Below are 15,309 nucleotides of genomic sequence, written 5' to 3'. Positions count from 1 at the left end.
CTCCTGTAAATTCATCTGCGAGAGAGCAAAGAGACAAAGACCGTTCCCCCATCACACACAATCAAAATGTCACGGTACATGTTAATGGTGCCCGTGAACCCATGGCCACTGGTCGTGCGGTTGCCCATGCTTTGCAACGGGCACGCGCTAATGCCNACGGTAAAATTATCAGCATCTTCAATGGTATTAAACATCAAATGTTGATAGGCAATTTGTGCTTGTGGCTCAAATGTTAAACTTTCCATTCCGGTTGCAAACTCTTTGCCAACAGTGGTGGAGATACTAAACATTTTGGCATTTTGCAATTTTGCGGTTTTGCCAATGATAGCATTGCCGATATCTCCTTTTAGAATTCCATAGGATAAAAGCGTATCCATATAGAAACCATTGTCATGCTGCACGCTGCCATAAGCTGTTAGTGACCATTTATCCAATGTGCTCTTACTTACATCATCCATATCCTTTGGAGTGAAAGACAGCCGCCCATAGGTGCCTACAAGACCGAAATGTGTTGTGGTATTTTGTCCTTCTAATGCCGCGAATGTGACACCGGCTTGGAGAGCAGCATAGCGGATATCAGCACCATAACCATATTTGAGAGGCCCACGCTTGGAAGATAAGGTTCCTGTGTTTCCGTAAGTATAGAGGAAGAAACCGGTTTGTTTTTCCTCTTCTTTTCCTAAGACAGATGTTCTGATATTGGCTAAGAGTGCGTTTTGTTTAGCCATATCGGTTAATCCACTGTAGAAGAGAGCATTTGGCATGACTAAGTAACTGGCCGTTTGTGCTACAGGGACGATCACACTTGGACCAGAACCAGAATCCGTTTCAAGAATTTCTTTATGTAAGCGGTAATCCCAGAAATTTTCATTCTTTTCATCAAAGAGGCTTTGTGCAACATCGGCTGTACCGTGGCTTGACTCTGGTCCATAGGCCGTTAGCGTATATTTATAAGGCAAACGATTTCTTGTGGTATAGCCATTTACGAGTTTGAAAGAGTCTTCTTGTGCTTTTCCAGATACTTGAATGAGCGAGAGGCCACCTATATTGGAAGGATCAGCAGCATTGACTACACTACTTTCATCTCCTGAATCGCTTTTGATATAAACTGTTGTGGAGCCTGAGACATCACCGTGGATCAGAAGTCTATCGGTTTTTTGATCGGCACTTGCTACGCCATCACTCCAAGCAATGTTGAAGTAAATCTTTGCGTCTCCCGTTGCGTTGTAGACTGTTTGCGTATCTGGTTTACCAGATCCTATATGCAATGTGTGATAATGATCTTCTACCAGTCCATCAAAAACAATAGAGCTGTTATCGAGATTAAGCGTAGAAATATCGGAACGAGATCTTTGAGCAATATCAAGCAGTTTGCCATCAGCATCTTTTTCTTTTGTACTGGTCTTTAGTGTCCATGTTGTCTTGTTTTTTAGATCAAAACGTACAGTTCTATTTTTAGCAATATTCGCTCTGCCCTCTAGAGTAGACTGATCCGCGCTTAAGGTGAAGGTGCCATTGGAGATCGCTTTAATATCTTCCTCTTCCCAAAAGCTTTTTTCTTTCGTAAAGAGACCGTCCCCTAATAACACGTCGGCATGGATTCCCGAATTTGTGAGATTAACTGTACCAATTGACAGATCGGCACTATTTTCAATGTTATTTTTAGTGAAAGCTCCAACAAAAATTCCAGTACCATTTTCAGCATGAAGCTCTGCATTGGTTAAATTAATTTCACTGCTTTTACGTTTTTGTGGATCATCTGGATAATCTAGATCAGGATTAGAGAGAGCTATAAATTGCAAACCAGCAACTCCTGCTATCATAGAAGTATTCACGACATCAATATGTCCATTAAATGCCGCCCATAGTGCAACTTTTTTTGCTTCTATTTTATTTTTTATTGTATTCTCTGCTGCTCCAATATAACCATTCGTCATCTTAATTGTGCTATTATTTGCTGCGGTGAGACCAAAATCAAAGTTTTGAATGATTGTTTTACCATTTAATTCGATTGCACTACCAAGTTCCGCAACGTTTACAGCAACGGTTTGTTGTTTACTTTCACCACCAGTTATTGTTAAATCTCCGCTAATGATTTTACTTCCACCGTCTGCATAAAAACCTTCATCGACATTTTGAATGGTTGTTTTGCCCATTAACCTAACTTCACTACCAGAGTCCGATGTCCATATACCAGTGCGTTCGTTGTCGGAGCCTTCAAGTGCTTCACCACCGATTATCGATAAGTTTTCGCTAATGATTTTACCACCGTTAACTGCTCCAAGGCCGTCCAAAGTATTGTTAATTATTGTATCACCATGCAATTGAATTGTGCTGTCATTGCCACTTACAAATGCACCGCTTCCTTTTCCCTCTGTTGTTAGAGCAACATCTGTGGCATCAATATGCCCTCCGTTGATTGCGAATAACGCTGTTTTGTTCGCGGCTACGGATCCTCCCGTCATTATGATCTTAGATCCTGAACCGTCTGCAAGGAGTCCTTCGCCATTAGATGATATAATGTTAGCATTGTTTTTTAAGATAATCGTACTGCTGGTTTCGGCGCTTCCTCCTACATCACGTCCACTAAATGATCCTCCTGAGACCGTTATTGTTGAGTGGTTATTTGCAACTATACTGGCGGCTGCTTGAGTCACTGTTACATCTTTTAAAGTGACGGTACTTCTATCTGCTTTTATTCCAAAGTTCAGTAACGCATCGTCTTTATTATTCGATATCTTCACACCTTCCAGCTTGTTTTCACCGCTGTTACTGTTTAAAAAGCCGGCACCAACTAGAGAAGTTTTAATGGTCCCTCCAGTCATGTTTATTGCGCCACCATCGTTTGTTGTAAGTCCAATTTCACTATTACTAATCGTTGTTCCTTCAAGCAATTCAACTACACTGCCTTCGCCATTAGAAAATACACCAGACGATATATCTTCGTCACCTAGAGATACATCTGTAACATTTAGAGACACATTTGTGACCGTAATATGTCCACCATTTTCAGCAACCAATGCATTACCTTTCCCCGTGACGGTTCCTCCCGTCATGCTGATGGTGGAGTTTGAACTATTTGCATAGAGTCCAATGTTATCAGATGATGTAATGTTTGCATTGTTGGTTAAAGTGATGGCGCTGCCGTTTTGAGCAGATATTGTTGTATTTTGTGCATGAAATGATCCTCCTGAGGCTGTTATTGTTGAGTGATCATCTGCAACTAAGGCATTGGTTGCTTGCATGACGGTTACATCTTTTAAAGTGACGGTACTTTTATCTGCTTTTATTCCAAAGTTCAGTAACGCATCGTCTTTACTATTCGATATCTTTACACCTTCTAGCTTGTTTTTGCTGTTGTTACTGTTTAAGAAGCCAGCACCAACTAGAGAAGTTTTAATGGCTCCTCCAGTCATCTTGATTGCACCATCGTTTAGTGCTTGAAGCCCGAGTGCACTATTACTAATAGTTGTATTTCCAAGTAATTCAATTACACTGCCTTCACCAACAGAAAATACACCAGACGATATATAGTCGTCACTTGGAGCCACATCTGTGACAGTTAGAGCCACATCTGCAACAGTAATATGTCCACCATTTTCAGCAACCAATGCATTACCTTTCCCCGTGACAGTTCCTCCCGTCATTGTGATGGTGGATTTTGAACCTTCTGCATAGAGTCCAACATTATCAGATGATGTAATGTTTGCATCATTGGTTAAAGTGATAGTGCTGCCGCTTTTAGCAGATATTGTTGTATTTTGTGCATGAAATGATCCTCCCGAGATTGTTATTGTCGAATCATTCTCTGCAAATATACCGGCTGCTGCTTGAGTCACTGTTACATCTTTTAAAGTAACGGTACTTTTATCTGCTTTTATCCCAAAGTTCAGTGGCGTATCGTCTTTATCACTCGATATTGTCACATTTTCTAGTTTGTTTTCATGACTGTTACTGTTTAAGAATCCAGCACCAGCTGCAGAAGCTGTAATGGTTCCTCCAATCATCTTGATTGCGCCATCATTTTGGAATGCAAGCCCGATTGCACTACCACTAATTGTGGTCTTTCCAAGCAATTCAATTACACTATTTGCGCCATTAGAAAATACACCAAATGACTTATCGCTATCATTTGTTTTTAGGGTAACATCTGTAACAGTAATATGACCACCATCTTCAGCAACCAAAGCACTCGCTTTTCCCGTGACGTTTCCTTCTATCATTGTGATGGAGGAGTTTGAATCTTTTGCATATAATCCAACATCATCAGATGATGTAATTTTTGCACCGTTTGTTAAAGTGATGGCGCTGCCGTTTTGAGCAGATATTGTTGCATTTTGTGCATGAAATGATCCTCCCGAGATTGTTATTGTCGAATCATGATCTGCAAATATACCGGCGGCTGCTTGAGTCACTGTTACATCTTTTAAAGTGACGGTACCTTTATCTGCTTTTATTCCAAAGTTCAGTGGCGCATCGTCTTTACCACTCGATATTGTCACATTTTCTAGTTTGTTTTCACGGCTGTTACTGTTTAAGAAGCCAGCACCAGCTGCAGAAGCTGTAATGGTTCCCCCAGTCATCTTGATTACACCACCGTTTTGTGCTTGAAGCCCGATTGCACTATCACTAATCGTTGTCTTTCCAAGTAATTCAATCATGCTACCAAGGTCATCAGAAGCTACACCAAGTCCATCACCATTTGTTTTTAGGGTGACATCTGTGACAATAATATGCCCACCGTATGTTGTCGTTATTGCTTCCTCTTTTGCTGTTACGCTCCCTCCTGTCATTTCGATGATGGACTTTGAACCTTCCGCATAGAGTCCAGCATCGTTATATGATGTAATTTTTGCACCGTTTGTTAAAGTGATGTTGCCGCCGTTTTGAGCAAATATTGCTGCTTTTTCTGCATCAAATGATCCTCCTAAGACTTTTACTGTGGAATCATATGCATCTATGGCAGTTTGTGCTTGCGTCACTGTTACATTATTTAAAGTGACATTACTGTTAGTTGCCTTGATTCCATTGATTAGTGGCGCATCATCTTTCCCACTTGATATCACTACATCTTTCAGTTCGTTTTCTTTGCTTTTGCTATCTAAAAAGAATGCACCAACTTTGGACGCTGTAATGCTTCCCCCAGTCATTGCGATTGCGCCACTTTCTTGTGTTTTTAACCCGATTGTCGCATCATTGATCTTTGTATCAGATAATTCAATCACACTGTTTTCACCTTGAGACAATGCGCCGAATCCACTCTCAATTTTAGTACCCTTATTATATGCAGGGTTATCCCCTTCTGTAGTAGGTGCACTTGTGGTATCTTCCTTAGCTGTTAGAGTACCACCCGTGACTTTAATATGACCACCGTCGTTTGTATACAATGCTGCGTCTTTTCCAGTTACGCTTCCCCCAGTCATTTTTATGGTGGTATTTTCATCATCGGCATGGAGTCCGTTACCATTAGATGAGGTAATGTTAGTACCGCCATCTACAGTAATGGTGGTGCCGCCCATAGCATATACGCCATCCATTTTACCTTCGAATGATCCTCCGGATACTATAACTTGAGAAACGACATCCGCAAGTATACCAGTTTCTGCTTGCTTAACTGTTACATTTTCTAAAGTGATAAAACTTTCGTTGTTTATTTCTATTCCAAAGAGTGATGATGCTTCATTTTTATTATCTGATATCACTACATTTTGCAGTATATTTCTACTATTCTTACTATCATCAATATAAACGCCAGTTTGAGAAGCTGTAATGTTCCCCCCGGTCAGGTTGATGTTAGCGCCGTCTTTTACAGAAATACCGAAACGAACATCAGAATCAGTGCCTTGAATATTTAAGCTATTTAATTCAAGCGCACTGTTAGCACCTTCAACTGTTACAACATATTTATCGCTACCTGTGTCTGTATTTGTGTTTTCATTTCCAGTTACAGTTACAGTACTGCCGGTGATTTTTCCTTTGTTTTTTACATAAATAGTCTCGTACGTTTTTCCGGATATATCTTTTTCTTCGTTGGCAACGTCAAGAGTTTCAGCATGTGCAGTGAACTGGATGTTGAATAGTATGATAGCAGCCGCAGCCGTGCATGATAAAAGGGATGTTTTATACACCAGTATTCTCCTTATGAGAGCCCCCAAATATTCATTTCCCCGCAAACTTCATAAGAAGAAGTGAAAATGGATAGTTGTTATTAATTTCGATAATTGTCTTTATTTGGTAAGACATTTTTGGTTTTTTGTCAAAATTAAAAAATAAATAATATTAAATTTGTATGAATTTACATTTAACACACAGTGTGTTTGTAATTATTTATATTATATAATTAAATTTATTGTAAATCTATATTATAGAAATTATAAATATTATTATAATACTTACATAAGTTATATTATTTTTTTATAAAGTAATAATAGTATTTTCTGTAATAATTCTGCATTTTTATAACTTGTCAAAGTAAGTGATGACGGTAATAATCAAACACTATTGCTAGCACTTTTGATTATTTATACCTTATTTATCATAATATTCTAATATATTTGATCTTGATATCCAAAGGAGTTGGGTGCTCTAGTATAAGAATACATTTTTTCTCCTGTTGGGGATATTTTAATAGTATACGACTAAGTTTTTATAAGCTGTTGATGTATCGATGACATTTGAAAGAGCCAGAGCCCAAGCTTATAAATCTTAATCAATGAAGATGCTTCAAGTTGAAGGCTTGAAATCAACAGTGCTTTTATATCATCAAAGTGCACCTTCATTGAAGGATTATTGCTTTTGTTATTTCGAATTTTTGACATATTTTTGACAATAAAATCTAAAAAATTGTCTCTGAGGAATTTTTTAATATAAAAAATATGTAACGTTTTTATGGTGATAGGTTTATGAGATATAAAGTTGAATTGGTAATCACCGTGATTGCTTTTACTCTCTCTGGTTGTTTTAATCTTGATTCTGAAAAAATAAAAAGAGACAAGAGGCTTCATCATGATGCATTCATGGATTGGTCGATGAAAGAAAAGTCTCTTACAAAAAATTATACTGCTATCATTATGGCTGATCCGCAACCGTGGCGTTTAAACTCTGGTGATGCCAATGGAATATCAAACAGAGAGCCATGGTTAAAGATAAATGAGCAGGTTGCTGGTGTGATAAAAGCGCACAAAGCTGCATTCCATATTGTCAATGGTGATCTGACGGAGTTTGGACAACAAAAAAACTATGATGATTATGAAAATGTTTATAAAACTCTTGGAGCACCTGTCTATGAGGGGCTAGGAAATCACGATTATGCCAATAATGTTGGTAATTGTACAAATCCTCAAGAATTCAGCTTTTACAAAGATGCTTGTGCTATAAGTGCAGTTTCAAGAATGGTATCGGAAATCAAAAAATACCGTAGTCAATTATCGCATTTCAATGCAGATGTTACTGAAAGCTTGGTTCCCATTTCGGGTGGAAATATTCGCTCGATAAGGGGGAGTTTGAGTTATTCTTGGGATTATGGAGATGTTCACTATGTGCAGCTTCACAATTATCCAAGCTATACGGTTGGTTTGAAGGGGCAGTCTACAGAAGTGCAAATCAATAAATCTTTAGATTGGCTTAGGAACGATTTAGCTGCTGCTGATGCAAGAGGTAAAGTGACAATCATTAATTTTCATGATGCGCGTGCTGCTTCCATTGATGGTGAATCCTTTTTTATTCGTAAAAAGAATGCTAAAGATTTGTCGGTCTTTAAGTCAATTATTACCTCTCATAATGTTAAAGCAATCTTCGTGGGTCACACGCATTATCAGTCTTATTGCCGTGCGAAAAATGATAAGGTTTTTGGAAATATCCCTATCTATACAGCTGGTGCGCTTTTTAATGGAGATTATTACCTCATAGATGTGAAAGGCAAGACCATTCACGTTAAAGCCTATAATGGAGAAATAGGAAAACCGCTTTTAATTAAAGATCTTGGTGTTATAGGGAAAGACACCCAATTTTCGGCAAGTTGCAGTAAGTTATAATAGGATTTGTTTCTTTGTCTTAAAGCATGAGGGAAAAAACGTATTATATGTGCGGACTTGAAGAGCAGTAGGAGTGTCTAAATGTTATTTAGGAATAGAGTGAAAAATCAGACATATTTTTTTTCAAAGCTGCTAAGATTTCAGGTTATACGCTATAAGTGCAATGGTTTAATGTGAACTGAGCTTTAATACAAAGCAGAATAATGGTTTGTTATTCTATTTTTCTTTTTAGGCTTTCATCTTTGAAGAAAGGGGAGTTTGTCAAGGGTGTGTTCATAATTTGCTAGCACATGTTGTCCAGAATTATCAAGAAGGCTGTTTCTATTAGTTTGTTGCGGTATAATTATCAAGTTATGCCCTTTGTTAGAGTTTATAATATCTACTCATGGGCAACTCTTTTCTTTTTCATAAGAAAAGCTTTTTATTTTGATCAATTTTTTACTTATAATCTTCAAACAATTGATGTTTTGTGATGCTATATAATTTCTCTTGATTAACCGTATGAACTTTTAGTTGTATTACAATTTTATCTTCTTCTTTTATACGTAAGTAAATCGTTACAATAATATGATACAAATATTGGAGTCTGTTTATAGCTGTTATGGTCTCATGCAATTATCCTTAGATGACTCTCACGTGTTTTGGCAGTTTTATCTTTGCTTTGAGAGAGGTGTAAAAAGGGGATTTTAAGAAGTTCCAGTTTAGAAAGAGCTTTTTTGCCCGTGAAAAGCTCTCGGAGAGTGCCAAGGCTGGTATGGAACAAGCGGGCGAAGATCTGGCTAATTCGATTGTCGATGGCTTTATGTCGTCTATCTCACAATTGATGGATTATTGTAAATCTTTGCCTAGCCGCATTAAGGGGTGGATTGGGTCGATTGATGTAAGAGAGTTTTTGCCAAGTTTTTTGGGGGGTAAAACAGCCATCCAACCCATCGTGCAATTTGCGGGGGCTTCTCCTGTAAATTCATCTGCGAGAGAGCAAAGAGACAAAGACCGTTCCCCCATCACACACAATCAAAATGTCACAGTGCATGTTAATGGGGCGCGTGAACCCATGGCCACTGGTCGTGCGGTTGCCCATGCTTTGCAACGGGCACGTGCCAATGCTCTGCATGGCGGGACAGAATGAGGGGAGGGAGCCTATGAGAGATCCTTTGATGATGTTAGGACCGCATCAATTTTATGTGGACTGGCTGAATTTCCAATCCTTTGAAGAAGAGTTTTCTGCCTCATGGGTTTGTATGGAGCGTTTTGGCAAGGCACCCAGTTTGCAATTTACCGGCTATGGCAATGATGCAAAGACCATTCATGGAGTTTGGTTTCCAGAAGAATTTGGTGATCGGGTAGCCATTGATGCCATCACTACAACTATTCGAAGAGCCAAACCGGTTCAGATGCTTCGTTGGATTAATGATACGACCTATAGTGTCCTTCTCCATGGATCCGTAGTAATCACCACGATCAATAAAGACCATGACTATATCAGTCGCTCTGGTCAATCCCAGCGCATCCGCTATTCCATTACGCTCTTGCCCTTTTTTAATGGCGGAAAACCACAAGGACAATACCAAGAGGGACAATATCAAATGGGGTATTACCAAGAGGGACAAACTCTATGAAGATACCAGAAAAACATGTTGTTGTAGAGCTAGAGGATATGAGCCTCGATCTCCTTTGCTTTCACCATGTCATGGCTGTGTTAGGGGACCGTTCTCAAGTTGGGGGACTAAACGGCTATTTAGAAGCCACACTGGAAGCCAATCCAGAGATTGCCAAATATGGTGTGTTTTTACCGCGGGGCTTAAAGGTCATTCTGCCTGAATTTGTGTTGTCTAATCCTCAAAGCATGGTGAAGCGGTTATGGGATTAATGCGTACACACCCCTTTATTGTGGTCAAGGTGGGAGACAAACCTGTTCATGAGGTTTTTTACCAGCGTCTTTTAACCGCAACTATCACGGATCATGCCGGGAATGAAGCCGATACATTTGAAGCAGAGTTTGACGATAGTGGCAATGATTTAGAGGTTCCCTCAAGCAACAGTGCGCTACAGGTGATCTTTGGTTATGAGAACAGCATCAGTGCCTTTATGGGGTGTTTTGTTGTCGAATCGGTTGTAAGTTGTGGTGGCAGTGATGGAGAAATCTTGCGCCTTTGTGGCAAAAGCGCCTCGATGCGCAAAGAGCTCAAAGAACAGGTGAGTGAGCATTTTGATCACAAAACTGTTGGGGAGATTGTTGAGACACTTGCCAAACGCCATGGCTATCAAGCAAAGGTCAGTCCCNCGATAGTGGCAATGATTTAGAGGTTCCCTCAAGCAACAGTGCGCTACAGGTGATCTTTGGTTATGAGAACAGCATCAGTGCATTTATGGGGTGTTTTGTTGTCGAATCGGTTGTAAGTTGTGGGGGCAGTGATGGAGGGATTTTGCGCCTTTGTGGCAAAAGCGCCTCGATGCGTAAAGAGCTCAAAGAACAGGTGAGTGAACATTTTGATCACAAAACTGTTGGTGAGATTGTGGAGACACTTGCCAAACGCCATGGCTATCAAGCAAAGGTCAGTCCCCAGTTCACTCAACAAACTTTGCCTTATGTGATTCGTACAGATCAATCGGCGGTTGATTTTTTAACCCGCCTTGCCGATCGCATGCGGGCACGTTTTTTGATCAAGGACAATAAGTTTTTATTTTTAAGCGGTGACAATTTACCAGCATTAGCAATCCATAAGCACGACTGTTCCAACTGGGAATTTACGTTAGAGCCACGTACGCAATATGGCACCATTGAAGCTTCTTATTTTGATCGCTCAAAAGGGCAGCAATGCCAAGTCAAACATCAGACAGGGTTTAGCGGTCCCGTGCGGCGTCTTCGCACTTGTTACACTTGTGAGGAGGAAGCACGAGCTGCTGCTGCTTCCGAGTCGGACAGGTTGTGTCGTACTGTGGGCAGTGGTTCTTTGACCCTTGAGGGGCGTCCCGAAATCATGGCGGATCAACCTCTCATCCTTCAAGGGTTTCGTGGGCAAATCAATGGACCATGGAAAGCTGCAACCGTCACCCACCGCTATGAAAAACAAAGCGGATACACAACAGAAATCACACTCGAGGCACCAAACAAGGGAAAAGAAAGCAATGAGAACACTGAACATGCTAAAAACAGAAAATCCAAGAGATAATTTTGCTTCTTCTTTTCGTCAACTTCCCCATAATATTGAAGCTGAACAGGCATTGCTTGGAGCAATCCTGATTAATAATAATGCACTCGATCGCGTTTCAGACTTTCTCAAAGCAGAACATTTTTTTGAAACGCTACACCAAAAGATCTTTGAGATTGTCTTACAAATTATTCAAAAGGGTCATCTTGCAAACCCCATTACAATCAAGCCCTATATCCAAATGGAAGAAAAAGTTGGAGATATTACTGTATACCAGTATGTTGTTCGCTTAGCCACAGAGGCAGTCACTATTATTAACGCTGAAGATTATGGACGCGTCATTTACGATCTTTTTATCCGCCGGTCTTTGATTAATCTTGGCAATGAAGTTGCCAATACAGCTTTTGATGCGCCTCTGGAGTTCACACCTNTTCAAGGGTTTCGTGGGCAAATCAATGGACCATGGAAAGCTGCAACCGTCACCCACCGCTATGAAAAACAAAGCGGATACACCACAGAAATCACACTCGAGGCACCAAACAAGGGAAAAGAGGCAGGAGAAAAGGAAACCTCTGAGTGACAGAAAATCAAAGGGACAACTTGACCCTTTGATCGGTCGTGATGAGGAATAGGTGAAACTTGCACCAATTGCATGAGTACAGCAATAGGGTAATGTTTACCCAATTCCTAAAAGGAGCAATGGTGCAAACATTGCACAATTGCAGACTGAAGAGCAATTTGGTCAAGTTGACCGAATTCCTTAAACGCTTCTCTTTTTAATAATGTCCTGAATAATGTGCTTAGGATACAGAAAAATCATCAGTCAATTTATGCTAAAAGAAGTCATACCATCTTATATACGCTGCTTCTCAAATAATACGATTCCAACTCAATGATTGATCATCTCAAATTGCGATTTTGAGCAGAAAAGAAAAAGAGGCTTTAAATGATCTTTGAAAGGCCTTTGAAGACCCTTTGAGAACCCCTTAAAAACTCTTTGAAAAAAATAAATTGGTACAAAACCTAGTGGCAAAATATACAAAACCTGCTGGCAAGCTACAGTGGCAAAATATACAAAAACCGCTGGCAAGCTACACTATAACTCCATACAAGAACGAATAAATACAAAATTCAATGGAGCGGGCGATGGGATTCGAACCCACGACCCCAACCTTGGCAAGGTTGTGCTCTACCCCTGAGCTACACCCGCTTACCGATTCGATATATGTCTTGCCTGTATGGCGTAGGCTTCTACGAATTGCAACAAAAAAATATCATTTTAGTTTGATTTATTTTGTCCATGTTTCGATAAAATGAAATAAAGATTGATTTTAGAAAATTCTTCAGTAATAAATTATTCCTTTTTTAATTTTTGCATGGAGAGGGGTGGAATATAATGTTGAAGAGAATAAATATATTAGGGATTATCATTGCAACTGTTTTTATGATGAACAGTGTTGCAAAGGCCGATGACCAAGTTAAACACGTTAAAGTTGCAATAACGCAAATTATGGTCCATCCTGCTGCGGATGCTGTTCGTAAAGGTGTGGAAGATGTGCTTGCAGCAAATGGTTATAAGCAAGGTGAAAATTTTCAACTTACCTTTTTATCAGCGCAGGGTAATATTTCAACAGCAACGCAAATTGCACGTAAATTTGTTGGTGATAAACCCGATGTTATTGTAGCAATTACCACGCCTTCAGCACAAACGATGCTTGCGGCAACAAAAACAATTCCTATCGTCTTTGCAGCGATTTCTGATCCTATCGGAGCTAAAATAGTTTCTTCGCTTACCAAACCTGGCGGTAATGTAACAGGGAGTTCGGATCGTATAGATGTTGCAGAAAGTGTTAGACTTTTACAAGAAGTAAAACCAGATTTGAAAAAAATTGGTTATCTTTATAATGCTTCTGAGGCAAATTCTGTTTCGACACTTAAAACGTTAAAGGATGTAGCAAAAAAAGCTGGAATTGAAATTATTCCCTCATCGGCACCAAAGCCTTCAGATGTGCAGGCAGCAGCACGCGCTTTAATCGGTAAGGTCGATATTATTTTTGTTCCTGCTGATAATACGATTTTATCTGTTTTAGAAGGTGCAATAAAGGTCTCAGAGGAAGCCAATATGCCTGTATTTACTGTTGATGCTAATACTATCGGGCGTGGGCCTTTTATGACGCAAGGTGTGAATTTCTATGATGTAGGGGTTGATGCTGGGAAATTGGTTGTGCGTATTCTAAAGGGTGAAAAGCCTGGTGATATTGATGTTGTGCAGGCGGCTAATAATGACATTCGAATTGATTTGAAAGCAGCCCAAAAAGCAGGGATTATTATTCCGCAGGCAGTTATTGACCGTGCAACAAAAGTGATTCAATAACTTTTATTGATAGAGTGTTGATACAATAAAAATACGTTAAGTTTTCATGGGGATTGTCTTTACATGAATATATTTGCGTTTTCTGGTGCTGTGGAATTAGGCCTTATTTATGCGTTTGTTGCTATAGGGGTTTATCTTTCATTTCGGGTTTTAGATTTTCCTGATTTAACGGTTGATGGATCGTTTCTTCTTGGATCCTGTGTCTGTGGTGTTTTGATTCTCTTGGGTTTCAATGCATGGACAGCTATGGCATGCGCTTTTTGTGCAGGTATGGTGGCTGGTTTATTAACAGCTATGTTGAATTTGCGTTTTGGCATTTTGAATCTTTTAGCTTCTATTTTAACAATGTCGGCACTTTATACGGTTAATCTTCGTATTATGGGAATTATGGGAGGGTCTAATGTTAATTTAGCTCTTGCTGATACGGCGTTAACGCCCTTTTATAATCTGTTTGGTTTGTCTGATATTTTTGTGCGTCCTCTTTTCGTTGGTATTGTGTTGCTCGTTATGGCGTTTTTGATTTGGCGCTTTTTGGAAAGTGAAATTGGTCTTGCTATGCGTGCAATGGGCGCTAATCCACGTATGGCGACGGCGCAAGGTGTTCATACATCAGCATTGATATATTTTGGAATGGGGCTTTCCAATGCGTGTGTGGCACTTGGTGGTTCTCTTTATATTCAAACTGCGATTGCAACAGATATTACCGGTGGAATTGGAACAATTGTTTTTGGATTGGCAGCCGTGATTATCGGTGAAACTCTCTTTCGTACGCGCAATATTTTTTGGATTATAATCAGCTGTATTGTAGGGTCTGTGCTTTATCGTGTGGCGGTGCAATTTGCATTTGAAGCAAATGGCATTGGTATTGATACGTCGACAGATCTTCAGTTGATTACTTCACTGTTGGTTATTTTAACCCTTATTGTGCCACGCTATTGGAGGAGGCATAAACGTGATTGAGTTTTTTCATGTTGGGGTCACATTTAAACCGCAAACACCTTTGGAAAAACAGGCTTTAATTGATATTAACCTGAAAATTGATCAGGGTAGTTTTGTTACGGTTATTGGTTCAAATGGTGCTGGTAAATCAACTTTGCTCAGTGTTTTAGCGGGTGCAACGCTTCCTTCAACAGGGAAAGTGGTTATCAATGGACAAAATGTTTCTAGGCAATCAGTCAGTGAACGCGCTGGAAAAATTGCTTGTGTTTTTCAAGATTCGTTAGAGGGAAGTTGTGGTTCTTTAACAATTGAAGAAAATTTGGCTCTTGCTGCTCTTCGAGGAAGTCGTCGTGGTTTGCGTGCGGCGTTAAATTATGAGAAACGGCAATTTTTTCGAGAGAAAATTGCTCAATTAGGCATTGGTCTTGAAGCGTATATTCATAATCCTATGGATAGTTTATCAGGTGGGCAACGCCAAGCAGTTTGTCTTGTGATGGCAACGTTAGCACATGCGGATGTTTTATTGCTTGATGAACATACCTCAGCACTTGATCCTGGAATGGCTGATTTTGTGATGCGGTTGACTGAAAAAATCGTTGAAGAGAAAAAATTAACAACTATCATGGTGACTCATTCTATGCGTCAAGCTCTTGATTATGGCGATCGTACCTTGATGTTGCATGGTGGAAAAGTGATTTTGGATGTCTGTCATGAAGAGCGGAAGGGCTTGGATGTCAATGATTTAATTGGCATGTTTCAGAAAGTTCGCGGGGAAGTTCTTGATGATGATGAACTATTAATGGATTAATAG

Annotated in this window: 8 protein-coding genes, 1 tRNA gene and 2 pseudogenes; 9 read left to right on the top strand and 2 right to left on the bottom strand. The window is 39.7% G+C overall.

What is annotated here, in order from left to right:
• Positions 1-11 precede the first annotated feature (11 nt).
• Positions 12-6,128, bottom strand: coding sequence for a right-handed parallel beta-helix repeat-containing protein (locus ACFIKX_RS06255; RefSeq protein WP_375661231.1), 6,117 nt, complete (start codon positions 6,126-6,128; stop codon positions 12-14).
• A 774-nt stretch (positions 6,129-6,902) separates the two neighbouring features.
• Between ACFIKX_RS06255 and ACFIKX_RS06250 the strand changes: the two genes are divergently transcribed.
• From ACFIKX_RS06250 to ACFIKX_RS06225, 6 genes and pseudogenes are all read left to right on the top strand, one after another.
• Positions 6,903-8,033 carry a metallophosphoesterase gene (locus ACFIKX_RS06250; RefSeq protein ID WP_375628569.1) on the top strand — a complete coding sequence of 377 codons (1,131 nt, stop codon included), beginning with the start codon at positions 6,903-6,905 and terminating at the stop codon, positions 8,031-8,033.
• A 754-nt stretch (positions 8,034-8,787) separates the two neighbouring features.
• Positions 8,788-9,162 (top strand): hypothetical protein, encoded by a 375-nt coding sequence (locus ACFIKX_RS06245; protein WP_375628571.1) that lies wholly within the window; start codon positions 8,788-8,790, stop codon positions 9,160-9,162.
• Positions 9,163-9,175: 13 nt separating this feature from the next.
• The gene (locus tag ACFIKX_RS06240; RefSeq protein ID WP_375611305.1) at positions 9,176-9,652 is read left to right on the top strand and encodes a phage tail protein; all 477 of its coding nucleotides are present in this window, start codon (positions 9,176-9,178) and stop codon (positions 9,650-9,652) included.
• Positions 9,649-9,903, top strand: coding sequence for a tail protein X (locus tag ACFIKX_RS06235; protein WP_375610995.1), 255 nt, complete (start codon positions 9,649-9,651; stop codon positions 9,901-9,903). The genes ACFIKX_RS06240 and ACFIKX_RS06235 overlap by 4 nt, the downstream gene beginning before the upstream one ends.
• Positions 9,904-10,318: 415 nt before the next feature.
• Positions 10,319-11,206: pseudogene (locus ACFIKX_RS06230) on the top strand (phage late control D family protein); the annotation flags it as partial.
• Positions 11,163-11,621 (top strand): annotated as a pseudogene (locus tag ACFIKX_RS06225) (DnaB-like helicase N-terminal domain-containing protein); the annotation flags it as partial. The pseudogenes ACFIKX_RS06230 and ACFIKX_RS06225, both read left to right, overlap by 44 nt.
• A gap of 699 nt (positions 11,622-12,320) precedes the next feature.
• On the opposite strand, the gene ACFIKX_RS06220 reads toward ACFIKX_RS06225, so the two are convergent.
• Positions 12,321-12,395: transfer RNA gene (locus ACFIKX_RS06220), tRNA-Gly, on the bottom strand.
• A gap of 186 nt (positions 12,396-12,581) precedes the next feature.
• On the opposite strand from ACFIKX_RS06220, the gene ACFIKX_RS06215 reads away from it, so the two are divergent.
• The 3 genes from ACFIKX_RS06215 to ACFIKX_RS06205 all read left to right on the top strand — a co-directional run bounded on the left by ACFIKX_RS06215 (position 12,582) and on the right by ACFIKX_RS06205 (position 15,306).
• Positions 12,582-13,559, top strand: a complete 978-nt coding sequence (locus ACFIKX_RS06215) for an ABC transporter substrate-binding protein (RefSeq protein WP_375628572.1) — start codon at positions 12,582-12,584, stop codon at positions 13,557-13,559.
• Positions 13,560-13,622: 63 nt separating this feature from the next.
• Entirely contained in the window at positions 13,623-14,519 is an 897-nt protein-coding gene (locus ACFIKX_RS06210) for an ABC transporter permease (protein WP_375612210.1), read from the top strand.
• On the top strand, positions 14,512-15,306 hold the full coding sequence (locus ACFIKX_RS06205) for an ABC transporter ATP-binding protein (protein ID WP_375628574.1): 795 nt from the start codon (positions 14,512-14,514) through the stop codon (positions 15,304-15,306). Before ACFIKX_RS06210 ends, ACFIKX_RS06205 begins: the two co-directional genes overlap by 8 nt.
• The last annotated feature ends 3 nt before the right edge of the window (positions 15,307-15,309 follow it).

This window comes from Bartonella sp. CM86QHHN (assembly GCF_042194695.1).
Lineage (GTDB): Bacteria > Pseudomonadota > Alphaproteobacteria > Rhizobiales > Rhizobiaceae > Bartonella.
Note: the sequence above shows the minus strand (reverse complement) of the source record. Positions and strands in the feature narration are given on the sequence as shown.